The sequence below is a fragment of the Allobosea sp. CRIB-10 genome (assembly GCF_900112185.1).
GTDB lineage: Bacteria > Pseudomonadota > Alphaproteobacteria > Rhizobiales > Beijerinckiaceae > Allobosea.
This window is the reverse complement of record NZ_FOKP01000015.1, coordinates 87,537-111,388: the sequence shown is the minus strand read 5'-3', so window position 1 is coordinate 111,388 and position 23,852 is coordinate 87,537. Positions and strand designations below refer to the sequence as shown.

21 protein-coding genes and 1 pseudogene are annotated in these 23,852 nt (G+C 65.8%); 14 read left to right on the top strand and 8 right to left on the bottom strand.

Annotated elements, in window-relative coordinates; genetic code table 11:
• The first annotated feature begins 214 nt into the window (after window positions 1–214).
• A pseudogene (locus tag BMZ69_RS18755) lies at window positions 215–573 on the top strand (VOC family protein).
• A gap of 248 nt (window positions 574–821) precedes the next feature.
• On the opposite strand, the gene BMZ69_RS18750 reads toward BMZ69_RS18755, so the two are convergent.
• The 5 genes from BMZ69_RS18750 to BMZ69_RS18730 all read right to left on the bottom strand — a co-directional run bounded on the left by BMZ69_RS18750 (window position 822) and on the right by BMZ69_RS18730 (window position 6,096).
• A complete protein-coding gene (locus BMZ69_RS18750; RefSeq protein ID WP_092159379.1) occupies window positions 822–1,739 on the bottom strand; it encodes a dihydrodipicolinate synthase family protein in 918 nt (305 codons plus the stop codon).
• Window positions 1,740–1,820: 81 nt separating this feature from the next.
• Window positions 1,821–3,338 (bottom strand): tripartite tricarboxylate transporter permease, encoded by a 1,518-nt coding sequence (locus tag BMZ69_RS18745; RefSeq protein ID WP_092159371.1) that lies wholly within the window; start codon window positions 3,336–3,338, stop codon window positions 1,821–1,823.
• Window positions 3,339–3,360: 22 nt separating this feature from the next.
• The gene (locus tag BMZ69_RS18740) at window positions 3,361–3,849 is read right to left on the bottom strand and encodes a tripartite tricarboxylate transporter TctB family protein (protein WP_092159369.1); all 489 of its coding nucleotides are present in this window, start codon (window positions 3,847–3,849) and stop codon (window positions 3,361–3,363) included.
• A 154-nt stretch (window positions 3,850–4,003) separates the two neighbouring features.
• The gene (locus BMZ69_RS18735) at window positions 4,004–4,999 is read right to left on the bottom strand and encodes a Bug family tripartite tricarboxylate transporter substrate binding protein (RefSeq protein WP_092159367.1); all 996 of its coding nucleotides are present in this window, start codon (window positions 4,997–4,999) and stop codon (window positions 4,004–4,006) included.
• 68 nt (window positions 5,000–5,067) lie between these two features.
• Window positions 5,068–6,096, bottom strand: a complete 1,029-nt coding sequence (locus BMZ69_RS18730) for a 4-hydroxythreonine-4-phosphate dehydrogenase PdxA (RefSeq protein ID WP_092159365.1) — start codon at window positions 6,094–6,096, stop codon at window positions 5,068–5,070.
• 261 nt (window positions 6,097–6,357) lie between these two features.
• Between BMZ69_RS18730 and BMZ69_RS18725 the strand changes: the two genes are divergently transcribed.
• From BMZ69_RS18725 to BMZ69_RS18710, 4 genes are all read left to right on the top strand, one after another.
• Complete coding sequence (locus tag BMZ69_RS18725) at window positions 6,358–7,026, top strand: GntR family transcriptional regulator (protein WP_092159437.1); 669 nt, start codon at window positions 6,358–6,360, stop codon at window positions 7,024–7,026.
• A 212-nt stretch (window positions 7,027–7,238) separates the two neighbouring features.
• On the top strand, window positions 7,239–8,924 hold the full coding sequence (gene aspT / locus BMZ69_RS18720) for an aspartate-alanine antiporter (RefSeq protein ID WP_092159363.1): 1,686 nt from the start codon (window positions 7,239–7,241) through the stop codon (window positions 8,922–8,924).
• 17 nt (window positions 8,925–8,941) lie between these two features.
• A complete protein-coding gene (locus BMZ69_RS18715) occupies window positions 8,942–10,537 on the top strand; it encodes a bifunctional aspartate transaminase/aspartate 4-decarboxylase (RefSeq protein ID WP_092159361.1) in 1,596 nt (531 codons plus the stop codon).
• A 68-nt stretch (window positions 10,538–10,605) separates the two neighbouring features.
• Complete coding sequence (locus BMZ69_RS18710; protein WP_175506864.1) at window positions 10,606–10,845, top strand: hypothetical protein; 240 nt, start codon at window positions 10,606–10,608, stop codon at window positions 10,843–10,845.
• Between the two features lie 33 nt (window positions 10,846–10,878).
• On the opposite strand, the gene BMZ69_RS18705 is transcribed toward BMZ69_RS18710, so the two are convergent.
• Together BMZ69_RS18705 and BMZ69_RS18700 are read right to left on the bottom strand one after the other, a co-directional pair.
• Window positions 10,879–12,111: an HlyD family secretion protein gene (locus BMZ69_RS18705; RefSeq protein WP_092159357.1), complete on the bottom strand. Its 1,233-nt coding sequence runs from the start codon at window positions 12,109–12,111 to the stop codon at window positions 10,879–10,881.
• Window positions 12,112–12,121: 10 nt separating this feature from the next.
• On the bottom strand, window positions 12,122–12,577 hold the full coding sequence (locus BMZ69_RS18700; protein ID WP_092159355.1) for a hypothetical protein: 456 nt from the start codon (window positions 12,575–12,577) through the stop codon (window positions 12,122–12,124).
• A gap of 151 nt (window positions 12,578–12,728) precedes the next feature.
• Between BMZ69_RS18700 and BMZ69_RS18695 the strand changes: the two genes are divergently transcribed.
• From BMZ69_RS18695 to BMZ69_RS18660, 8 genes are all read left to right on the top strand, one after another.
• Window positions 12,729–13,643 carry a LysR family transcriptional regulator gene (locus BMZ69_RS18695; RefSeq protein WP_092159353.1) on the top strand — a complete coding sequence of 305 codons (915 nt, stop codon included), beginning with the start codon at window positions 12,729–12,731 and terminating at the stop codon, window positions 13,641–13,643.
• Between the two features lie 116 nt (window positions 13,644–13,759).
• Window positions 13,760–14,644 carry a shikimate dehydrogenase gene (locus tag BMZ69_RS18690; RefSeq protein ID WP_092159351.1) on the top strand — a complete coding sequence of 295 codons (885 nt, stop codon included), beginning with the start codon at window positions 13,760–13,762 and terminating at the stop codon, window positions 14,642–14,644.
• Between the two features lie 66 nt (window positions 14,645–14,710).
• A complete protein-coding gene (locus tag BMZ69_RS18685) occupies window positions 14,711–15,847 on the top strand; it encodes an ABC transporter substrate-binding protein (protein ID WP_092159349.1) in 1,137 nt (378 codons plus the stop codon).
• A 226-nt stretch (window positions 15,848–16,073) separates the two neighbouring features.
• Window positions 16,074–16,952, top strand: a complete 879-nt coding sequence (locus BMZ69_RS18680) for a branched-chain amino acid ABC transporter permease (protein ID WP_092159347.1) — start codon at window positions 16,074–16,076, stop codon at window positions 16,950–16,952.
• Window positions 16,949–17,962, top strand: coding sequence for a branched-chain amino acid ABC transporter permease (locus BMZ69_RS18675; protein WP_244543434.1), 1,014 nt, complete (start codon window positions 16,949–16,951; stop codon window positions 17,960–17,962). The genes BMZ69_RS18680 and BMZ69_RS18675 overlap by 4 nt, the downstream gene beginning before the upstream one ends.
• A complete protein-coding gene (locus BMZ69_RS18670) occupies window positions 17,959–18,702 on the top strand; it encodes an ABC transporter ATP-binding protein (RefSeq protein WP_092159345.1) in 744 nt (247 codons plus the stop codon). Before BMZ69_RS18675 ends, BMZ69_RS18670 begins: the two co-directional genes overlap by 4 nt.
• Window positions 18,703–18,713: 11 nt before the next feature.
• Window positions 18,714–19,451, top strand: a complete 738-nt coding sequence (locus tag BMZ69_RS18665; RefSeq protein WP_092159343.1) for an ABC transporter ATP-binding protein — start codon at window positions 18,714–18,716, stop codon at window positions 19,449–19,451.
• A gap of 166 nt (window positions 19,452–19,617) precedes the next feature.
• Window positions 19,618–21,513, top strand: coding sequence for a bifunctional sugar phosphate isomerase/epimerase/4-hydroxyphenylpyruvate dioxygenase family protein (locus tag BMZ69_RS18660; protein WP_092159341.1), 1,896 nt, complete (start codon window positions 19,618–19,620; stop codon window positions 21,511–21,513).
• Window positions 21,514–21,622: 109 nt separating this feature from the next.
• Here the strand turns inward: BMZ69_RS18660 and BMZ69_RS18655 are convergent, their stop codons facing one another.
• Window positions 21,623–22,609: an MBL fold metallo-hydrolase gene (locus BMZ69_RS18655; protein WP_092159339.1), complete on the bottom strand. Its 987-nt coding sequence runs from the start codon at window positions 22,607–22,609 to the stop codon at window positions 21,623–21,625.
• Window positions 22,610–22,817: 208 nt separating this feature from the next.
• On the opposite strand from BMZ69_RS18655, the gene BMZ69_RS18650 reads away from it, so the two are divergent.
• A complete protein-coding gene (locus BMZ69_RS18650) occupies window positions 22,818–23,780 on the top strand; it encodes a LysR family transcriptional regulator (RefSeq protein ID WP_092159337.1) in 963 nt (320 codons plus the stop codon).
• Window positions 23,781–23,852: the final 72 nt, after the last annotated feature.

Genomic DNA, 23,852 nt, shown 5'->3' with positions numbered 1-23,852 from the left:
GCGAGAAACGTGTGTCTGCACGATAGGGCGTGCAGAAAGAGCATGCCAACGCGATTTCGTTACGTGGCGCATCACAGGATTGCATGGAGATTCGTGCTCTCGACACTCCGAAGAAATGAAAAATCCGGTTGGTCGCGATACACGGCACACCCTCTGTCATTGCTGCCACGAGCCGACCGCGCCAACGCCATGATGCCGGAAGACCACAAGGAGAATGTTCGTGCCCGCTGCAAGCAACGACCGCCGCATCGACTATGTCGAATTCGTCGTCGCCGACATCCCGCGCGCCCGAGGCTTCTACGAGCAGGCCTTCGGCTGGACGATGACCGAGTACGGTCCGGACTACTGCGCCTTCTCAGACGGCCGCCTCGAAGGCGGCTTCACCACGATCGGCACGGTGAGGCCCGGCGCCCGCTGGTGATCCTCTACGCAGATGACCTTGCGGCCATGCAGAACAGCATCGAGGCTGCCGGCGGCCGGATCGTCAAGCCGGCCTTCGATTTCCCCGGCGGCCGACGCTTCCACTTCGCCGACCCTGACGGCTATGAACTCGCGGTCTGGACGAAGGCCTGACCTGCAGAATTTGCCGGCAAACAGCGCTTTTTTATGCTAGGATCGCCCCTGCAATCGTGGAGGCGTCTTATGCGTGCCGTCATAGAGTTGCTAGCTGCCTACAGCTCATGGCTGTCCCGGATGCTTCTGGTGACGCCGGAGTTCATCACCAAAGATCGAAGAGGCAACATGCCGCCACCCTCCGGCGGCATCGGAGCCTATTGATCGACGCTGCCCGCCTTTAGGGACGGGCAGCATCAGCGCCTGGGTTACTTCCCCCAGCGCAGGGCCAGCGGATCGAGTTCGCGTGCGAGCTCGAGCAAGCCTTCGCGCGTCTGCGGATGCAGCGGCGTCAGCGGATGGCGGACGGCGTCCGACTTGATCACGCCGCCGGCCTTCATCACCGCCTTGGCCGAGCGCAGGCCGCATTGCCGGTTCTCGTAGTTGATGATCGGCAGAACGCGCGCATAGAGCGCCGCCGCCTCTCTGCGGTCGCCGGCGGCATGGGCCGCCAGGATCGGCTTGATCAAATCGGGGATCATCGCCGAGGTCATCGTGCCGGTGGCGCCGGCGTCGAGATCGGCCATCAGCGTGATCGCCTCCTCGCCGTCGAAGGGGCCGACGATCGCATCGCCGCCGGCCTCGATCAGCGAGCGCAGCTTGCCGGCCGTGCCGGGAACCTCGATCTTGAAGTAGCGGACGAGCGGCACCTCCTTGTTGAGCCTGATCATAAAGGGCACGGTCATGGTCACGCCGGAAAGCGGCGCATCTTGGAGGATGATCGGAATCCCCGCTGCATCCGCCACGATCTTGAAGTGCTCGATCATGCCCTGCTCGTCGGCCTTGAGCAGCGCGCCGTGATAGGGCGGCATCATCATCAGCATCCCGGCGCCGGCGTCGGCCGCCGCCTTGGCGCGCTGCGCCGCGATGCGGGTCGAGAAATGCGAGGTGGTGACGCAGACCGGCACGCGGCCCGCAACCTGCTCGATCGAAAGCCGCATGACCTCGTCGCGCTCGGCATCGGTCAGCAGGAACTGCTCGGAGAAATTGGCGAGGATGCAGATGCCGTCGACACCCTGATCGACCATCAGGTCCATGACCCGGCGGTTGCCCTCCTGATCAAGGTCGCCGTTCTCATGGAAGATCGTCGGCGCGATCGGGATGATGCCCTTGTAGGGTTCGCTCATGGCTTGCTGTCTCGCTGCTTTCTGGAAACCGGCCAAGCCGGCAGTGGTCACGATTCGAGATCGGCGGCGCGCTCGTAGAAATTACGCCTTGGCCGCCCGCGCCGTCACCAGCTTGCGGATGCCGCGCCGGGTCGAGCCGATCAGCGGGAAGAGCAGCAGCGCGAGAGCGATCGCCATCAGGCTCGACACCAGCGGGTTGGACCAGAAGATCGAGAGCGAGCCCTGGCTGAAGATCATCGACTGGCGGAAAGCGTCCTCCGCCTTGTCGCCGATGACCATGGCGAGCACGAGCGGCGCGATCGGATAGTCGAGCTTCTTGAACAGATAGCCGACGATGCCGAAGGCCAGCGCCAGCCAGATGTCGACCTGCTTGTTGCCGACGGTATAGGCGCCGATGAAGCAGACCACGACGATCGCGGGGCCGATGATCGAGAAGGGGATGCGCAGGATCGAGGCGAAGAGCGGCACCGTTGCAAGCACGACGATGACCGCGACGACATTGCCGAGATACATCGAGGCGATCAGTCCCCAGACGAAATCGGGGCGCTCGACGAAGAGCATCGGGCCGGGGTTGAGGCCCCAGATCATCAGCCCGCCCATCATCACCGCTGCCGTCGCCGAACCCGGAATGCCGAGCGCCAGCATCGGCAACATGGCCGATGAGCCGGCGGCATGGTCGGCCGTCTCGGGCGAGATCACGCCCTCGGGCTCGCCCTTGCCGAATTTCTCCGGATTGCGCGAGGAGCGCTTGGCCATGGCGTAGCTCATGAAGGAGGCCGCGGTCGGGCCGCCAGGCGTGATGCCCATCCAGATGCCGATGATGCTGGAGCGCAGCAGCGCCAGCCAGTAGCGCGGCAGCTTCAAGGCCGTGGCGAGCACGTCGCGCGGGCTGACTTTGGCCTTCACCCCCTCGAAGCGCAGCCCCTCCTCCATGGTTTGCAGCAGTTCGCCGATGCCGAACAGGCCGATCACCGCGATCAGGAAACTCACGCCGGCGAGCAGCACATCGAACTCATAGGTCAGGCGGATATTGCCCGAGACCGAGTCCATGCCGATCGAGGCGAAGGCGAAGCCCATCGCCATCGAGACGATCGTCTTCAGCGGCGAGGCGCCGCCGAGGCCGACGAAGCTGGCGAAGGTCATGAAATAAACAGCGAAATACTCCGGCGAGGAGAATTTCAGCGCGAAGCGCGCGACCCAGCCCGAAAGCAGCGTGATCAGGATGACGCCGGCCATGGCGCCGATGCCGGCCGAGAGGAAGGCGAAGGAGAGCGCTTCGGTCGCCCTGCCCTGCTTGGCCATCGGGTGGCCATCGAAGGTGGTCGCGACCGAGGAAGGCTCGCCGGGGATGTTGAACAGGATCGAGGTGGTCGAGCCGCCGAAGAGCGCGCCCCAATAGAGCGAGGTCAACAGGATGATCGCCGAGACCGGGTCCATCGAGAAGGTCAGCGGCAGCATCAGCGAGACGCCGTTCGGCGCGCCAAGGCCCGGCAGGACGCCGACAAGGATGCCGAGCAGCACGCCGGCCATCATCAGCGCGACGTGATGGGTCGTCAGCGCGATCTGGAAACCGTGGAGGAGCGAGGCGAAGTTTTCCATGGGATGGCTCCGGCTCGCTGCGTCAGAGGCCGAGCATCGCCTCGACCGGCCCCTTGAGCAGGCCGACCTGGGCGAATTTCTCGAGGCCGAGATAGAAGAAGGCGGCGGTGCCGAAGGCCGTCGCGAGCGAGGGCAGCCAGCCATAGCGGCCCTGGAAGCGCATCGCGAAGACGAGATAGAGCAGCATCGCGACATACATGCCGAGCGTGACGCTGAGCACGACGAAGGCGAGCATCGGCAGGAAGAAGGCGAGCACCCGCTTGCCCTGCTCCCTGTCGAGGACAATGCCGGCGAGCGCCGCCGAGCCGCCCATGCGTCGGCCGATCGTCGTTGCGATCGTGCCCGTGCTGGCGAGCGCGATAAGCAGGCCGCAATAGAACGGGAACGCGCCGGGCTGCGGGCCGGAGGAATCCCAGCCGATGCCGAACTCGCGGGCGCCGCCCACGATGACGAGGCCGAAGGCGAGTGTCGCCAGCGCGGTCGCGATCTCGGCCTGGAAACGGCTGATCATCGGCTTTCCTCCTGCAAACGTCGAACGCCCAGCCCGACCATGTCGTCCCGGGCGACCGAAGGGAGACCCGGGACCCATGCCGGAACGGTTCTGGCATGGATCCCGGATCAGCGCGGCTTCGCCGCTTGTCCGGGATGACCGGAGATTGACGAGGTCAGTTTACGACCCAGCCTTCGTTCTTGAAGACCTTGGCGTTGGCGGCCTCGTCCTTGGCGACGAAGTCGGTGAACTCCTTGCCCTTCATGAAGCGGGCGGTCTGCGCGGTGCGGGCGATGAACTCGGCCCATTCCGGGGTCTTGCTGACCTTCTCCATCACGTCGGCATAGAAGGCGACCGCATCGGCGGGCACCTCGGCCGGCAGCCAGACGGTGCGCGGCATCTGGAAGGATTCGAGCGGCAGGCCAGCTTCCTTGCAGGTCGGGATGTCGCCCCAGCCCTTGCCGTCATGGATCGGGTCGCTCTTGGCGAGGCGCACCGGCGAGAAGACGCAGAGCGGCTTCACCTGGCCGGCCTTCCACTGGCCGATGTTCTCGTTCGGATTGTTGGTGTTGGAATCGACATGGCCGCCGGCAAGCTGGGTCGCCGCCGCGCCACCGCCCTGGAAGGGAACGTAAATCCACTTGGCGCCGGTCGCCTCCTGGATCATCGCGGTCAGCGTCTGGTCGGTGTCCTTGGACTGGCTGCCCGCCATCTTGAGGCTGCCCGGCTTGGCCTTGGCCGCCTCGACATAGGCCTTGGCGTCGGCATAGGGGGCATCGCCCTTGACCCAGATCAGGAACTCGTCGAGCGCCAGCGCCGAGACCGGGGTCAGGTCGGAGAGCTTGTAACCGAGCTTGGCGACATAGGGCAGCAGATAGGCGTTGTTGGTCCCGAAGACGACCTTGTGGGCATCACCCTTGGCGCCCTTGCCGTAGATATAGCCCTCGGCGCCGCTGCCGCCGCCCTTGTTGAGCACGACGACCGGCTGCTCGACCAGCTTGTGCTTGGTGATGATCGACTGGACGATGCGGGCGAAATTGTCGGTGCCACCACCGGGACCCGAGGTCACCACGAATTCGATCGGCTTGGTCGGCTGCCAGGCCGCGGCCGGAACCACCGCGGCGATGACGGAAGCGAGCGCGGCGCTGGCCGCAATACAGAAACGTTTCATGCTGTTTCTCCCTGGATGATCGTTGGAACTGGCGCGGCTCTTTGCGGCCGCTGCGCCGGGATTTTCTGTCAGGCGGCCTTGCGTGCCGCCCTGCCCTCGCCCGCCATCTTGATTGCGAGCGACAGCGCCGCACGGGTCGCGCCAAGATTGGCGATGCCCTTGCCGGCGATCTCATAGGCCGTGCCATGAGCCGGGGTGCAGATCGGGAACGGGAAGCCGCCGATCAGGGTGACGCCGCGATCGAAGCCCATCAGCTTCATCGCGATCTGGCCCTGGTCGTGATACATCGTCAGCACCGCGTCGAAATCGCCGTTCTTGGCGCGCAGGAACACCGTGTCGGACGGGAACGGCCCCTCCACCACATAGCCCTTGGCCTTCGCCGCCTTCACCGCCGGCTCGATCGTCTCGATCTCGTCGCGGCCGAAATTGCCGCCATCGCCGGCATGGGGATTGATACCGGCGACGGCGATGCGCGGCGGGTTGAAGCCGGCGGCGCGCAGGTTCTTATCGGCAAGGTCGAGGGCGCGCAGGATGCGCTCCTGGGTGATGTTCTGCGCCACCTCGGAAAGCGGGATGTGCGAGGTGACGCGGGCGTTCCAGAGCTTCTCCAGCACGTTGAATTCGCTGGCCGGCCCCTCGAAATCGATCGCGTCGCGCACGAAACGAATCTCGTCGTCATAGCCGGGATAGGCGAAGCGCATCGCCGCCTTGTTGAAAGGCGTGAAGAACACCGCATCGGCCTGGCCGGAGGCCGCAAGGCGCAGCGCGCGGCGGAAATTGTCGGTCGCGGCCTTACCGCCGGCGAGAGTCGCCTTGCCGCGCTGGAGATCGGCCGGATCGTGGTTCTTCAGGTCGACGAAGACCGGCTTACCGGCGTCGGCCGGAATCGCATCGCTCTCCATAATGACGTGGAGATCGGGAGTGAGGCCGGCATCGTCGGCGCCAAGCTGGAACAGACGATAATCGCCGAAGACGATATAGCGGGCAGCCTTGCTCAGATCGGGTTCGGCCAGGATACGAGCGGTGAGTTCAGGGCTGATGCCGGAGGGGTCGCCCATCGCGACCGCGATCACCGGCAAGGAAACGTTCGTGTCCATCTCGTCCTCCCGAGGCCGGCTTCAAGCCGGCTGCTTGCCTTCGGCCTATCATGGTGCGGATGACGAAAGCAAGTATGCTGTATGCAGCATAACCAAATGGCACTACTCTGCCGCGAGTCAGGCTGCGACCTCGCCTGTCCACAGCGGAGGTCGCTTCCGGTCGGGAGGTCACTGTCGGAGCGGGGCCGGTCGCGTTGACAGCGCGAAAGCGCCATGCCGTACAGAAGACAAAGGAGAGCCGCGATGACGAACGAGGCCGGCATGTCCAGCGAGGCGCAGGAGCTCTATCCGCGCATCACGCGCCGCACCTTGCACGAAGAGGTGCTGGAGCGGCTGCGCGACATGATCATCGAAGGACGACTCGCCCCCGGGCAGCGCATCAATGAAGGGGCCGTCGGTGCGCAGCTAGGCGTCTCCCGCACCCCCCTACGCGAGGCGATCAAGACGCTGGCGAGCGAGGGGCTGGTCGAGATCCAGCCGGCCAAGGGCGCGATCGTGCGCAAGTTCTCGGCGCACGACCTCCTGCAAATACTCGAAGTGCTGAAGACGCTGGAGCAGCTCGGCGGCCGGATGACCTGCGCGCAGGCGAGCGATGCGACCATTGCCGCGATCAAGGCGCTGCACGACGAGATGATGGAGCTCTACCGCTCCCGGACCCGCCTCGAATACTTCAAGCTCAACCAGGCGATCCACAGCGCCATCGTCGCCGCCTCAGGCAACGGCGTGCTGGTCGAGATGCACGGCACCTTGCAGGCGAGGATCAAGCGCCTGCGCTTCATCGGCAACGAAGGCCCGGATAAATGGGCCGGCGCTGTGGCCGAGCACGAAGAGATGATCGAGGCGCTACTGAAGCGCGACGGCGAAGCGCTGGCGGCCGTGATCGGCAAGCACATGGACTCGACGCTGGTACGCGTGCGCGACGTGCTCTAAAATTAAGGTGCTCTGAACCTATAGTACTCTGCTGACAGCCACCGGCTGCGCCTGACGCTGCAGCACGGCGACGTTCAGCAGACGACCATGCTGGACAATACCCGCTTCGGTTGCTTAGTATACATCGGTACAATCAAAGAGATTATAATTTAAGTCAATAACAGCAAGCAGACGAGTTGGTTTCCGCAGACTTCGCTGCGTGGGAAGCGCTTATGTCCTGGCTGCACGCCCTGTTCGCCCAATCGCCCGAGATCGCGCTCTTCCTGTCGCTGGCCGTCGGCTACTGGATCGGCAAGTTCCAGTTCGGCAAATTCCAGCTCGGTGGCGTCGCCGGCTCGCTTCTGGCCGCGGTGATCATCAGCCAGGTCGGCGTCTCCATCGACAACGGCATCAAATCCGTCCTCTTCGCTCTCTTCATCTATGCCGTCGGCTATGAGAGCGGGCCGCAATTCTTCCGCTCGCTCGGTCGCCAGTCGCTGCGCGAGATCGCGATGGCGACGGTCCTGGCCGTCAGCGGCCTGATCACCGTCGTCGTGCTGGCGCGCATGTTCGGCCTCGACAAGGGGCTGGCGGCCGGGATCGCGGCGGGCGGCCTGACCCAGTCGGCGATCATCGGCACAGCCGGCGCCGCGATCGGCAAGCTCGGCCTCGCCGCCGACGAGACCCAGCGCCTCCAGGCCAATGTCGCGATCGGCTACGCGGTTACCTATATCTTCGGCTCGTTCGGCGCGATCATCGTCTGCGTCAACATCCTGCCCTGGTTCATGCGCCGGAGCATCCGCGATGACGCGATCAAGGCCGAAGCCGAGCTTCTGGCCGGAGCGCGCAGCTATGGCGTCGGCGAATATGCGGCGACGCCCGATCTGGTCGGGCGCATCTATCGCATCGACGCTGCGGCCGGCCGCAGCGTCGCCGAGATCGAAGGCGCCAGCGCCCAGCCGATCAGCATCGAGCGTATCAAGCGCGCCGGCGCGCTGATCGGCACGGAGCCGTCGCTCAAGCTCCAGGCCGGGGACATCATCCTCTTGGTCGGGCGCCGCTCGGGCGTGGTCGGCCTGTCGCAGCAGCTCGGCCCTGAGCTCGAATCCTCGGAAGGCATGGATGTCGTCGTCGTGACACGCGACGTCGCGATCACCGCGGCCGAGTTCGTCAAGCGCACCGTCGCAGAGATCCGTACCTCGACCGCCGCGGATCTGCGCCACGGCGTCTACGTGGTCGCGGTCAAGCGGGCCGGCACTCCGTTGCCACTGGAGAGCGGGACTGTGATCGAGCCGGGAGACGTCGCCACGCTCTACGGCACGGCCGATGACGTGCAGCGTGTGGCGCGGCAGGTCGGCAGCATCATCATCCCGAGCGACAAGACCGATTTCGTCTTCCACGGTTTCGGCCTGGTCGTCGGCCTGCTCATCGGCCTCGTCGTGGTCCGGTTCGGCGACATCCCGCTGACGCTCGGCAGCGGCGGCGGCGCCCTGCTCTCGGGCCTCGCCTTCGGCTGGTATCGCAGCCGCAACATGACCCTCGGCAACATGCCGACCGCCGCCTCGACGCTGCTGCGCGATCTCGGCCTCGCCGGCTTCGTGGCGGTGGTCGGCCTGCAATCTGGCCTCCAGGCCGTCAGCACGATCGCCGACAAGGGCCTGTCGATCTTCCTGATCGGCGTCGTGGTGACGCTGCTGCCGCTGCTGATCACCATGGTCTTCGGCCGCTATGTCCTGCGCTACGACAACACCGCGATCTTCGCCGGCGCGCTGTCCGGCTCGCGCAGCGCCAACCCGGCCTTCGGCGAGATCCTGGACAAGGCCGGGAACTCGATTCCGACCACGCCCTTCGCCATCACCTATGCCCTCGCCAACGTCTTCCTGACCCTGCTCGGACCGCTCGTCGTCGCCTTCGCCTGAACCGATCGGAGTTTGCCATGGCCACCGACTACTCGAAATACGCCAAGCTCAGCCCGTTTGAGCTCAAGGACGAGCTGATCAAATTGGCCGCCGGCAAGGCGAACCGCACGATGCTCAATGCCGGCCGCGGCAATCCCAATTTCCTGGCCACCCTGCCCCGCCGCGCCTTCTTCCGGCTCGGCCTGTTCGCCGTGGCCGAGGCCGAGCTCTCCTATTCCTACATGGAGAACGGCGTCGGCGGCCTGCCGAAGATCGAGGGCATCGAGGGCCGGTTCGAGCGCTTCACGGCCGAGCATCGCGACCAGCCCGGCGTCCTCTTCCTCGGCCGGGCCCTGAGCTATGTCCGCGACCAACTCGGACTGCCCCCTTCCGACTTCCTGCACGAGATGGTCGAGGGCATACTCGGCAGCAATTATCCCGTGCCGCCGCGGATGCTTCGGATCAGCGAGGAGATCGTCAAGCAGTACATCGTCAAGGAGATGATCGGCGGCTTCCTGCCGGCCGGCAGCATCGACCTCTTCGCCGTCGAGGGCGGCACGGCGGCGATGGCTTATATCTTCAACACGCTGAAGCAGAACGGGCTGCTCAAGCGCGGCGACAAGGTCGCGATCGGCCTGCCGGTGTTCACGCCCTATATCGAGATCCCCGAGCTCGACGAATACGGTCTCGTCGAGGTCGCGATCAACGCCGATCCCGCCAAAGGCTGGCAGTTCCCTGACGAGGAGCTCGACAAGCTCAAGGACCCGGCGGTCAAGATCTTCTTCTGCGTCAACCCGAGCAACCCGCCCTCCGTGAAGATGGACGATCGCAGCCTCGACCGCGTCGCCGCGATCGTCAGGGAGCACCGGCCGGACCTGTTCATCCTGACCGACGATGTCTACGGCACCTTCGCCGACGAGTTCCGCTCGCTGTTCGCGACCTGCCCGCAGAACACCATGCTGGTCTACTCGTTCTCGAAATACTTCGGCGCCACCGGCTGGCGCCTCGGCGTGATCGCCACGCACAAGCAGAACGTCTTCGACAATGCGCTCGAGGCCCTGCCCGAAAAGGCCAAGAAGGGCCTCGACCACCGCTATGGCTCGCTCCTGCCCGATGTGCGCTCGCTGCGCTTCATCGACCGCATCGTCGCCGATAGCCGGGCGGTGGCGCTCAACCACACCGCCGGCCTCTCGACCCCGCAGCAGGTCCAGATGGTGCTGTTCTCGCTGTTCGCGCTGATGGACGAGAGCGACAGCTACAAGGCCGAGCTGAAGAAGCTGATTCGCCGGCGCGAGGCCGCGCTCTATCGCGAGCTCGGCATCGAACAGGATAGCGACCCGAATGCCGTCGATTACTACACCCTGCTCGACCTTGAGGAGATCGCCCGCAAGCTCTATGGCGACGACTTCGCCAAATGGGTCCTGGACCGTTCAGCCGCTGGCGACTTCCTGTTCCGCATCGCCGACGAGACCGGGATCGTGCTGCTGCCGGGGCGCGGCTTCGGCACCAAGCAGCCCGCGGGCCGCGCCTCGCTCGCCAATCTCAACGAGTACGAATACGCCAATATCGGCCGGGCCCTGCGCAGCATGGCCGACCAGTTCTATGCCCAATACAAGAAGAAGGGCCGGAAATAGATCGCAACGCCAGACGACCGTGGAGAACGCCGATGATCCCACGGGTCACCGCCGGCGCATTCGCCGCCTTGGCCATCATCGCCTTGTCCGCAAGCCTGTCGGCCGGCCCCGCTGCCGCCTGCAACCGGATGGATGGCTGCATCCATGACGCCCAGCTCGAGAACTACAAGATGATGCATGACGGCGGCATGGGTGCGGCAATACGCGATGGCTCGGCCAATATCGAAGCATTTCGATCGGGGACGACGGCCAGCCAGCAGACACCGCCCCGGCAGGCCATATCTCGTCGGCCGGAGCGACGCCGCTGACCTGCCCAGGACCAGGAGCCCCGTCCGCCGAGCTCAGTGCCCGCTGAAGACCAGCGTCTTGATCGGCAGCACCAGCGCCTGGATGCGCAGCAGAATTGCGTGCACCAGCCCCACGGCGTCCACCGCGTGCAGGGCGATCCGGCGTAGTGTACCGGTGTTCTTGTCGGCGATGATGTCGTGATTGTTGCTGTAGGCGTTGGCGATGCAGCTCGACCCAGGCGTCACGCCGTCGAGCCCGCCCGGATAGAGCGGCTCCATATAGGTCAGGATCGTTCCCGGCCGCACCACCTGCTGAGCGTCGATCAGCTGGTCGCCGCTGCGGACCTGACCGGCAGCGATGAAGTCCTGCACACCGGTCACCACCATCGGGATCACCGTCCAGGGCTTCGAGATGCAGGTGACTTCGGCGACCATGCCGACCTTCATCACCTGCGCCTCGATCTGCCCGAAACCGGCCTGAAGCCGGCCACGGCCAGCCTCTTCCGGGATGATCACGCCAGCCGGGCGCATGAACGGGTTGACGATGTCGCCGGGCCGCAGCGTGAACTGCTCGATGTGCCCGTTGAAGCCGGCCCGCACCACGGTCTTGCTCAGCTCGACCTCGGCCTGCGCCAGCGCGGCCTCGGCGCTGGCGCGCTCGGCCGGAAGCAGGGTCGAGATCTTCGTCTGGGCAGCCACCTGCGATGCCATCGTCGCCGCAAGCGCTGCCTCGCGCCCGGCAGTGAGGTTCTCGAGTTTCTCGATCTCACGGGTTGCGACGATGTCGTCGTTGCGCCGCCTCAGTTCGCGCTTCGTCTGCAGTTCGTCCAAGGCCTGCTGCAGCGAGCTCCTGGCTTCCTGGATCTTGCCGTCGAAGGTCAGGATATCGGCCTTTGCGACCACCAGTTCGGCCTCGACCTCCGCGAGCTTGCGTCGCGCCGTTTCGACCGCCGCTCGCTGGCTGGTGCTGTCGAGCGTGAAGATCGGCGCGCCCTGTTCCACCTTCTCACTCGTGCCGACGTGAACCTGCGCGACCCGGCCGTTCGTCTCGGAGATGATGGGGACGCTGCGGAAGAACACTGTCGCTGATGTCGTCGAGGGGTGGTTGTAGAAGATCACCGTGATCAGCCCGACCGTCAGCATCACGCAGGTGACGATGCCCCAGCGCAATTCGAACCAGACCGAATAGAGCGTGATCTCCTTGCCCAGCCGTTTGCCCTGGCCATAGCGGCGATAGAGGTAATCGGGGACGATAGTGAAGAGCGCGCAGACGAGCAGTTCGAGCATCGCCCCCTCCTCAGTGCCGGCCGGCCGGGGCAGCAGCCACGACTGGCGCAGACGGCGGCTCACTCTCAGGCGGGGCGATGCCATGCTCCACGTCGGACGCCGCATCGCCGCCTCGGCCGGGCGCGATGCCGGCAATCTTCTCGAGCGAGCCGGCCATGCGGCCGAACAAGCCCGTGAAGTCGGGGACGTCGATCAGAGCGAGCAGCAGGCCGATCACCCAGAACATATGCACATGCGTGAACAAGGCGAGCAAACCGAGCACGGCGACAATCTCGAACTGCAGCTTGTGCGATTTGTGCGCCATGCGCTCCGGCAAGGTGTGGAGGCGCAGAAAGAGCAGGCCGACACCGAGCACGGCAGCGAGCAGAATGATCGCCGCGACGACCATCAGGACATCCGTGCCGCCCGGAGCGGTTATGAACGACGGCAGATGATGCGGCGCCGCCGGGTGAGCCTGGTCCGCCATATCGATCCCCCGGAGCCATCGACGACCTACGGTCAAGTGACGGGTAAAAGCGCCGAAGTCAATCAGCCCCAACGGACAATGTGTATCGTCTTGACAGGCCCGCGCCGCTCGCCTCCGCTACCGCCAGGAAGCCGGCGAGGAACCGCCATCCATGCTCACGCTGCGCCAGATCGAGGTGATCCGGGCGATCATGATCACCGGCACGATCGCCGGTGCGGCGAAGCTGCTCAACGTCTCGGCGCCAGGCATCAGCCGGCTGATGAAGCACACCGAGCGCACGCTCAAGCTCAAGCTGTTCGAGCGCCGGCACGGCCGCTACGTGCCGACGCCGGAGGCCAAGGACATCTTCGAGCAGATCAACGGCGTCTACCGCAAGGTCGACGACCTCCACTCGATGCTGGCCCGGATCGAGCGCGGCGGCGATGTCGAGTTCAAGCTCGGCTCGGTGCCGAGCATCTGCCATGTCATGGTGCCGCGCGCGATCGAGCGCCTCCGGCGCAAGCATCCCGACCTGCGCATCGACATCAACATCCTGAAGATCGAGGAGGCGCTCGACTATCTCCTGCTCGGCAAGGGCGAGATCGTGGCGATGAGCTACAAGCTCGATCATCCCGGGTTGGATTTCATGCCATTGGCCATGGGCGAGCTGCTCTGCATCGTCCCGCAAGGCCATCCGCTCGCTGGCTACAGCAGCATCTCGGCCCGCGAGATCGTCCAGCATCCGCTGATCGGCATCGATCCGAACGACCCCTATGGCCGGATCATGAGCGAGATCTTCCAGCGCCAGAACCTGCGCTACGAGATGGCGATCAAGGCCCGCTTCGGCACCACGGTCTGCTCGCTGGTCCGGGCCGGGCTCGGCATCGCCATCATCGACCAGTTCACCGTCGCCCACGGCTCGATGCAGGGCATCGCCACGATCCCGATCGAGGAACCGACCCATTTCCAGACCTATGTCGCGATGAAGAACGACAAGGCGCTCTCGCTCTATGCCGAGACCTTCGTGAAGCTGCTGCGCGAGGAAATGAACGCTGTGGTCGGACCAAGGCTGGTACGTTCGCCCTGAAAGATAACATCAGGTTAGGTATTCGCGATAAATTGGTTATCGCGTTAGCAGTTCAAATCGGTTTATGTCGGAGCGATTGAGGAAGCCTGCCAAGACGGGCGCCCGAAGGGACCGGAATGTCGGCCATCGTCACCGCCAGGAAGAGCAAGCGGGTTCTGCTCGGGCTGATCGGCTCGCCGATCGCCCATTCGGCGACGCCTGCGGCACAGGAAGCGGCGGCGCGGGCAGCCGGCATCGAAGCCCACTACCATCTGATCGAGGTCGCCGGCGCCGGGCGCGACGATCTCGCCGCCATGCTCGACGGCGTACGCCGGCTGGGTTTCTCCGGCATCAACGTCACCTTCCCCTATAAGGAAGCGGTCGTGCCTTTGCTCGACGGTCTGTCGGAGCAGGCTGCGGCGATGGGCGCGGTCAACACCGTCGTCGTCGACGACGGCAGACTGGTCGGCCACAACACAGACGCCTCCGGCTTCGCCACCGCCTATCGCCGGCTCGGCCGGCAGGATCGCGACAAGCCGGTCGCGATCATCGGCGCCGGTGGCGTCGGCAAGGCGATCGCCTTTGCGCTCGCCGGCAGCGGCGTCAGCCGGCTCGGACTCTACGACACCGATCGCGGCAAGGTTGAAGCGCTTGCCGCCGCCATCGGCGGGCGGGCGCAGATCGCGATCTTCGACAGCGCGGAAGCTGCAGCCGAAGGCGCCGCCGGCATCGTCAATGGCACGCCGATCGGCATGCTGCCCAACCGCGACATGCCGATCGAAGCGCGGGCGATCCACGCCTCGCAATGGGTGGCGGACGCGGTCTACAACCCACTCTGGACACCGTTCCTGAAGACGGCGCAGGCAGCCGGCGCGACGGTGATGACCGGGCGCGAGCTCGCCATCCATCAAGCGGTCGACGCCTTCCGGCTGTTCACCGGGCTGGAGGCGTCAGAGACGGTGATCGGCGCGAGTTTCGACGCCGTGATCGCGGCGCGCGAGGGAACCGGCCGCGCCACGTGAGCAAGACGACCCGGACAGCACCGGGCGGGGATAAAGAAACTTAAAGGACAAGTGGAGGAGACGAACATGAAGAAGCACTGGATCATCGCTGCCGCGCTCGGCATGGCCGTCAGCCTGCCCGCCCTGGCGCAGGACAAGGTCAAGCTGGTCGACGTCGTCGAGCTCTCGGGTGCGGGCGCGACCGCCGGCACCAACTGGAAGAACGGCATCGACCTCGCCGTCGCCGACATCAACGCCAAGGGCGGCATCCTCGGCAAGCAGATCGAGATCGTCCACTACGACACCCAGACCAATCCGGGCAACACCCGCGCCGCGGTGCAGCGCGCCATCGACGAGGGCACCTATGCCGTGCTCGGCCCGGTCTTCTCCGGCCCGATCGGCGCCTCCATGCAGATCGCCCAGCGCGCCGAGATTGCGCAGCTCGTCGGCGGCGAGGCGGCCGGCCTGACCAAGCAGGGCAACCAGTACCTGTTCCGGACCTCGCTCAGCCAGAGCGCGGCGATGCCGAAGATCGCCAAATATCTGAAGGACACGGTCAAGGCCGGCTCGGTCGCCGTCGTCTGGGTCAACAACGACTTCGGCAAGGGCGGCCGCGACGCGATCATCCCGGAGCTGGAGAAAGCCGGCATCAAGCTCGCGGTCGACGTCTCGACCGAGCAGGGCCAGGCCGACTTCGCCGCCGACGCGATCAAGGTCAAGAACTCCAATGCCGACGCGATCTTCGTCTATCTGAACGAGGAGGAGAGCGCCCGCTTCCTGCGCGCCGCCAAGCAGCAAGGCATCGCCAAGCCGATGGTCGGCGAGACCACCCTGCTCGGCGCCAAGGTGATCGAGCTCGCGGGCGATGCCGCCAACGGCGTCAAGGGCCATGTCGGCCTTTCGATCGACGCGCCGATCCCGGCCTTCCAGGAGTTCGGCAAGAAGTTCCAGGCGAAGTACAACTACGCCTCCGACCATAACGGCCTGAAGGGCTACATGGCCGTCTATATGGTGAAGTGGGCGACCGAGAAACAGAAGAAGTTCGACAAGAAGGGCGTCGCCGACACGCTGCGCGGCGCCACCATCAAGACCTCGGACGAACCGGGCATCCTGATCGAGACCACGATCGAGAAGAACGGCGACCTGGACCGCGAGAGCTTCCTCGCCGAGGTCAAGGACGGCAAGCAGGTGATCACGGCGACGCTGCCGAAGATCAACCCGTAAGGCCGGCGAGCCGCGACCCTTCCCTTCTCCCCTTGCGGGAGAAGGTGGCTCGGCGAAGCCGAGACGGATGAGGGGTCGCGCAACGCTCGCAACTTTCATCGCGTCGGATATGGCGTTCGCCGGATAGACCTGAGCGACCCCTCATCCGGCCCTTCAGGCCACCTCCTCCCGCAAGGGGAGAAGGGAAGAACCTGCTTTCGACGCGCCAAACGAGCGAGACACCGCCATGGCCGAATTCCTCGCCTATCTCATCGCCGGCATCGCCACGGGCGCGATCTATGCCCTCGCCGCAATCGGCTTCACCCTGGTCTGGCAGACCTCGCAGACGATCAACTTCGCCCAAGGCGAGTTCGTCATGCTGCCGGCGGTGCTGGTGCTGCTCGCGATCAAGCTCTTCGGCGCGCCGATCTGGCTGGGAGCGCTGATCGGCATCGCCGCCTTCATCCTGATCTTCGGCGTCGGCTTCAAGCTCGCAGTGGTCGATCCGATGATCCGGCACGGCGTCCTGCCGCTCGCCATCGCCACCATGGCGCTGTCGATCATCATGAAGGAAGGTGCTAAGGACGGCTTCTCGGCCGAGGCGCAGAAATTCCCCTCCTTCGTGCCGACCGAGACGATCTCGGTGTTCGGCGCGGCGATCTCGCTGCAGCATGTCGCGATCATCGCGGTCGCCTTCGCCGTCATCGGCCTGCTGCAATGGTTCGTCGGCGGGACGAAGCTCGGGCGCCAGATGCAGGCGACCGCGCAGAACCCGACGGTGGCGCGCATCCTCGGCATACCGGTCGAGCGCATGGTGCTGCTGACCTTCGTGATCAATGCGGCGCTCGCCGTCGTCGCCTCGGTGCTGATCTCGCCGATCTACCTGGCGAAGTTCTCCAATGGCGAGGTGATCGGCCTGTTCGCCTTCATCGCGGCGATCGTCGGCGGCTTCAACCAGGTCCGCGGCGCCCTGGTCGGCGGGCTGATCGTCGGCATCGTCGACAGCATGGCCGCGGCCTACATCTCGACCTCCTACCGGCTCGCCGTGCCGCTCGTGCTCCTGGTCATCGTCATCCTCGTCAAGCCGGAAGGCCTGATGGGCCGCAAAGAGGAGCGCCGGGTATGACCGCGCCCGCCACCCACAGCGCCACCCCGGCGGCACGCCGCCTGCCCCTGCCCGGCTTCGTCGACGGCACGCTGCTGACGCTCACCGCCGCCGCGGTGATCCTCTGGTTCGCACCATCAGGCATGGGCCGCTACGGCACCTATGTGCTCTCGCTCTGGCTGGTGATGAGCGTCGCCGTGATGGGGCTCAACCTGACCCTCGGCTATGCCGGCCTGAAGTCGCTGGCGCAGGCCGCCTTCATGGGCATCGGCGCCTATGCGACGGCGCTGCTGACCAGCAAGGTCGGGCTCAACTGGTACGCCTCCTTCGCGATCTCGGGCCTGCTCACCTTCGCGGTCGGCCTCGTGCTCGGCTTCCCGGCGCTCAGGGTCAAGGCGCACTATCTCGCCTTCGTGACTCTCGCCTTCTCGACGCTGATCTGGCTCGTCCTGCGCAACGAGCAATGGCTGACCGGCGGCGTCTTCGGCCTCTCCAACATCCCGCGGCCGAGCTTCTTCGGGCTCAAGCTCGACGGCGCTCTGGCCTTCCACCGCTTCGTCGTCGTGGTCACCTTCCTGCTCGCCGTCGTGCTCTGGTGGATGATCCGCTCGCCCTGGGGCCGCGCCTTCACGGCGCTGCGCGAGAACCCGATCCGCGCCGCGAGCCTCGGCATCGACACCCGCATGTACACGCTGCTCGCCTTCGCCATCGGCTCGGCCTATGCGGGCTTTTCCGGAGCGCTCTATGCGCCGCTGGTCGAGTTCATCGACCCCTCGCCCTTCTCGCTGTCGCAGAGCTTCTTCCTGCTGCTGATGGTGGTCGCGGGCGGCGCCGGCTACCTGCTCGGCCCGTTCATCGGGGCTCTGCTCGGTGTCGTGCTGCCGGAATGGCTGCGCTTTGCCGGCTCGCTCTACCTGATCATCTTCGCGGCGATCGTCATGCTGCTGCTGATCGCCTGCCCGCAGGGCATGAGCGGCCTGCTCGAACGCGGCTGGGCGAAGCTCACCGGCAAGAAGGGGGGCGCCCGATGAACCAGGTCCTCGAAGTCTTGAACCTGCACAAGGCCTTCGGCGGCATCAAGGCGGTGAACGGCGTCTCCTTCAAGGTCAACGAAGGCGAGATCCTCGGCATCATCGGCCCGAATGGTTGCGGCAAGTCGACTCTGTTCAACTGCATCCTCGGCCAGCTCGAGCCGACCGATGGCGCGGTCAAGCTCGACGGCCGCGACGTCACGAACATGCGTCCCTCCGAGCTCAACCGGCTCGGCGTCAGCCGCACCTTCCAGCTGCTGCAGGTCTTCCCAGAGCTTTCGGTGCGCGAGAACCTGATCCTGGCCGGGCAGGAGCATGAGGGCACCATGCTCTCGCGCTTCTTCGGGCCGCGCGATGCCGGGCTCTCGGCCAAGGCCGAGCAGATGATCGGCTTCTTCAAGCTCGGCCACCTTGCCGACGCCAAGGCCGGCGGGCTCTCCTATGGCCAGCAGAAGCTGCTCGACGCCGCCATGGCCTTCATGGCCGGGCCGCGCCTCGTCCTGCTCGACGAGCCGGCCGGCGGCGTGAATCTCACCATGCTGGGCGATCTCAAGGAGCGCCTGCGCGCCATCAATGCCGAGCAGGGCGCAACCTTCGTGGTGATCGAGCACAACATGGATTTCGTGATGTCGCTGTGCTCGCGCGTCATCGTGCTGGCCGAAGGCAAGGTCCTGGCCGAGGGCACCCCGGCCGAGGTCCGCGCCAATCCGGCCGTGATCGAAGCCTATCTCGGCCATTGAGGAGCGATCCCATGACCACACCCATCCTCGAACTCGACGGCGTGGTCGGCGGCTACGGCGCCATGACCATCCTCAACGGCACCACGTTCAAGGTGCCGCGCGCCGCGATCACCACCGTGATCGGCCCGAACGGCGCCGGCAAGTCGACCGTGTTCAAGGCGATCTTCGGCCTGCTCAAGGTGCGCGAGGGCCATATCCGGCTGGAAGGCCGGGAGATCACCAACTGGAACCAGCGCAAGCTGCTCGAAGCCGGCATCTGCTATGTACCACAGGGCCGCAACATCTTCCCCGAGCTCTCAGTGCGCCACAATATCGAGCTCGGCGCGGTCGCGGCCGGCAGCCACATCACCGACATGCCCAAGCGGATCGAAGCGGCGCTCGACCGCTTCCCGTCGCTCAGGGCCAAGGCTAACGTTCAGGCCTCGACCCTCTCCGGCGGCCAGCAGAAGCAGCTCGAGATCGTGCGCGGCCTGCTGCTCGATCCCAAGCTGGTGCTGATCGACGAGCCCTCGATCGGTCTTTCGCCGATGCTGGTGCAGGAAACCTTCGACATCCTGAAGGAGCTGCGCGCCAAGGGCGTCACCATCCTGATGATCGAGCAGAACGCCCGCTCGGCGCTGGAAATCTCCGATGAGGGCCTGGTGCTGGAGCTCGGCCAGACCCGCATGCAGGGCCCGGCCGCCTCCATTCTCGCCGATCCCCGTGTCGCCCAGCTCTTCCTCGGCGGCGCAATGACGGAAGCGGCGTGATGACCGGCTTTTGCCCCCTCAGCCCTCATCCTGAGGAGCCGCGAAGCGGCGTCTCGAAGGATGGTCCAGTAGGCTCGGGAGACATCTGGAGCATCCTTCGAGACGCGCTCCCTGCAGGATCGCTCCTCAGGATGAGGGCTTTGTTTCAGGTCAGCCGAGGACATCAATGAACCCGACCTCGATCGCCACCGTCTCGCTCTCCGGCGACCTCGCCGACAAGCTCCGCGCCATCGCCGCCGCCGGCTTCGACGGCGTCGAGGTCTTCGAGAACGACTTCCTGACCTTCGACGGCAATCCGCGCGATGTCGGCAAGATGATCGCCGATCTCGGCCTTGCCATCGTCGCCTTCCAGCCTTTCCGCGATTTCGAGGGCATGCCGGAGCCGCTGCGCGGGCGCACCTTCGAGCGGGCGCGGCGCAAGTTCGAGCTGATGAACGAGCTCGGTGCCGAGCTGATGCTGATCTGCTCGAACGTCTCGCCGCAATCGCTCGGGGGTATCGACCGCGCCGCCCACGACCTCGCCGAGCTCGGCGACCTCGCGGCGAAATACGATGTGCGTGTCGGCTTCGAAGCGCTGGCCTGGGGCCGCCACGTCAACGACTATCGCGACGCCTGGGAGATCGTGCGACGGGCGGACCATACGCGCATTGGGCTGATCCTCGATTCCTTCCACACGCTGGCGCGGCGCTCGCCGGTGGAGCCGATCGCCTCGATCCCCGGCGACCGGATCGAGCTGGTCCAGCTTGCCGACGCGCCGCAGCTCGACATGGACGTGCTGAGCTGGAGCCGGCATTTCCGCAACTTCCCCGGCCAGGGCGACCTGCCCGTCGCCGACTTCCTCAAGGCGGTCGAGGCGACCGGCTATTCCGGCCCGCTCTCGCTCGAGATCTTCAACGACCAGTTCCGCGCCGGCTCGGCCAAGCGCGTCGCGGTCGACGGTTTGCGCTCGCTGATCCAGCTCGCCGACCAGACGGCGCGACTGAACGATCCGGCCAAGGCGGAGATGCCGGACCGGGCGCCATTGCTCGGTGTCGAGTTCATCGAGTTCGCGCTCGACGAAGAGCCGGCGCAGGCGCTGGCAAGCCTGTTCAGCGCGCTCGGCTTCCACAAGAGCGGCGAGCATCGCAGCAAGTCGGTGACGCGCTGGAGCCAGGGCGGCATCAACCTGATCGTCAACACCGAGAAGGACGGCTTTGCCCAGTCGCATGCGATCATGCATGGCCCCGGCGTCTGCGCGCTGGCGCTGCGCGTCGCCGATGTCGCGGCGACGATGGTCCGCGCCCGGGCGCTGAAGGACACGACCTTCGAGCAATCGGTCGGACCGGGCGAGATGGAGATCCCGGCGATCCGCGGCGTCGGCGGCAGCCTGATCTACTTCACCGAACCGCGCCCGGACGGCGCCCAGAGCTGGCATGACGATTTCATCGCCACCGGTGAAGACAAAAACGCTCCTGCCCTGCTCACCGAAGTAGACCACATCTCGCAGTCGATGGACTATGACGAGATGCTGTCCTGGCTGCTGTTCTACACCTCGCTCTTCGCGCTCGACCGCATTCCGCAGCTCGCCATCGCCGACCCGGCCGGGCTGGTGCAGAGCCGGCCGCTGGTCAATGCCGATGGCTCGGTGCGCCTCATTCTCAACGGCTCGCAGGCGACGCGGACCCTGTCCTCGCGCTTCGTCTCCGAGCATTTCGGCTCGGGCGTGCAGCACATCGCCTTCACCTCGCCTGACATCTTCGCAGCGGTGGCGGCGATGCGCGCCGCCGGGCTCGATTTCCTCGATATCCCCGAGAACTATTACGACGACCTCGAAGCCCGCTACGGGCTGGAGCCGGAATTCCTCGACCGTTTGCGCGAGCACTACATCCTCTATGACCGCGACGGCGAGGCCGAGTTCCTGCAGGTCTACACCCACGTCTTCGCCCAGCGCTTCTTCTTCGAGATCGTCGAGCGGCGCGGCGGCTATGCCGGCTTCGGCGCGGTCAATGCGCCGGTCAGGCTGGCGGCACAGGCGCGCGAGGCGCGGCCGGTGACGGTGCCGCGCCCGCTGCATGAGGATTGACGCCCCGCAGCGCCGGCCATTGTCTGACGATGATTGTGGCCATGGGTGCCTGGGGCCGCGCCCAGGCACCCATGGCCGCCGCACTGACTGAGCCTTGGGGAGGACCGGCTCAGCCGCGCAGCATCTGCATCGCAGCGGGATAATAGCGGAAACCATCGCCGGCCTTGGCGAGATTGCCGAAGCCCGGCCAGGCGAAATGATAGGACATCACTGGCGTCTTCTGCTCGGCCAGCATGGTCAGCAGCTTCACCCGCGACTGCACCGACATCTTCGGGTCCCAGTCATAGGCGAATTCGACGCGCGGATTCTCGGTCAGCAGGATCGGGTGGTGGGTGAGATCGCCTAGGAAGACGAAGGAATTTCCGCCCGAGGAGACGTTGAAGATGGTGTGGCCGGGGCTGTGGCCCGGCGCCGAGATCGCGGTGATGCCCGGCAGGAACTCCTGCCCATCCTTGAAGAAGACGACGCGGTCGCGCACCGGGCGGAGATTGGCGCGGGCATGTTCGCCGAAGGCCTTGAACGGCGTGCCGAGCCGGGCGTCGTCAAGCCAGTAATCATGATCGACCTGGCTGATATAGATCTGCGCATTGGGAAAGTTCGGCTTGCCCTCGGCCGAACAGATGCCGCCGGTATGGTCGATATGGGCGTGGCTGCAGACGATGGCGTCGATCGAGGCCGGGTCGATGCCGGCCTCCTGCATGCTTTTCAGCAGCCGGCCGGTTGTCGGGCCGAAAGCCTTGGAGAAGCCCATGCCGGTGTCGAACATCACCAGCCGGTCGCCGAAATTGACGATCGGGATGTTCTGCTCGAGCACGACATTGTCCTTGGCGAGGAAATTGGCCTCGAGCAGGCCGTAGACCTGCTCCTTCGGCAGGCCGAGGAAGCTGGAGCCGGGATCGCCGAGCGGCAGCGGGCCGTCTGAGACGACCGTGACCTCGGCCTGTCCGAGCGCGAAGCGGTAGTAATATGGCACCTGGCTGTTCGCCAGCGGGGCCTTGGCGGCGGCGCCGCCAGGCAAGGCCGCGCCGGCGGCGAGCGCCGCCGCGCCGGTGAGGAAAGCGCGGCGATCAAGGGAAGGGGTGAGCAGCTTCGACATGGCGTTCCTCCGGGACAAAAGGGCGCGGCGTCGGGCGCCGTCTTCTTCGCGCGGGAGGCCTGGCGTTCGGTCAGGCCTTGCCGGAGGGGAAAGATGCACGCCTGCGGAGTGGACGGCCAATAAGGCTTCGCTCTAGTCTGCATAAGCGAAAGCTGCTGCCGCCCCGCATGGCGGCGGCTAAACAGGGTCATTGGGGGATCGGGCGGCGATGGATCTGCGCCAGTTGCGCTATTTCACGGCCATCGTCGAACAGGGCTCGTTCTCCAAGGCGGCACTCAAGCTCCGGGTGGCGCAGCCGGCCCTGAGCCAGCATCTGCGCCATATGGAGGACGAGCTCGGCGTCGCCCTGCTGCACCGAGGCACGCGCGGCGTGCAGCCGACGGAAGCCGGCGAGCGCCTGCTGGCCAAGGCCCGCACCATTCTCGCCGAGTTCGCCGAACTGCGCGACAGCGTGCGCGGCGAACAGGCGATGCCTGCCGGCGAGGTCCGCATCGGCCTGCCCGGCACCGTCAGCGAGCAGTTCAGCGTGCCGCTGATCGAGGCGACGCAGGAGCGCTTTCCGGACGTCCGCATCCGCATCGCCGAGGCGATGAGCGGCTTCGTGCTCGACTGGCTGCGCAAGGGCGAGGTCGATCTCGCGGTGATCTATTCGACCTCCGACCCGAAAGGGCTCGGCATCCACCATGTGCTGACGGAAGAGCTCTGCCTGTTCGGCGTGCCGGCTCTGACGGCGCTGAAGACGGCGCCCGGCCAGGCGGTAACGCTGGGCGAGGCCGCCGGGCTCGACCTGATCCTGCCCGGGCCGGGCCATGGCCTGCGCGACCAGATCGACGAGGCCGCTGCCGGCATCAACGCTACCGTCCACGCCGCGGTTGAGATCGAATCCTATGCGCAGATCAAGCGCCTGGCCGAGCGCGGCCTCGGCTATGGCATCCTGCCGCGCATGGCGGTCAGGGCGCAGGAGAAGGCCGGCATCTTCCAGACCTGGCCGATCGAGCAGCCCTCGCTCTATCGCAAGGTCTACCTCGCCTATTCGACCGAGCGGCCGATGACCGCCGCCGCCCGCGCCATCGGCCAGCTCTCCTGGGAGATCCTGCGCGGCCTCGTCATCGACGAGAGCTGGACCGCGACGCTCGGCGACGAGACCGATCCGCCGGCCTTATACGGCTGATCGGGATTTCGTCTTTGACAGGCGGCAGCGCCGCCGCCCACTCTCGCAACCATCCTCAGCCCTCATCCTGAG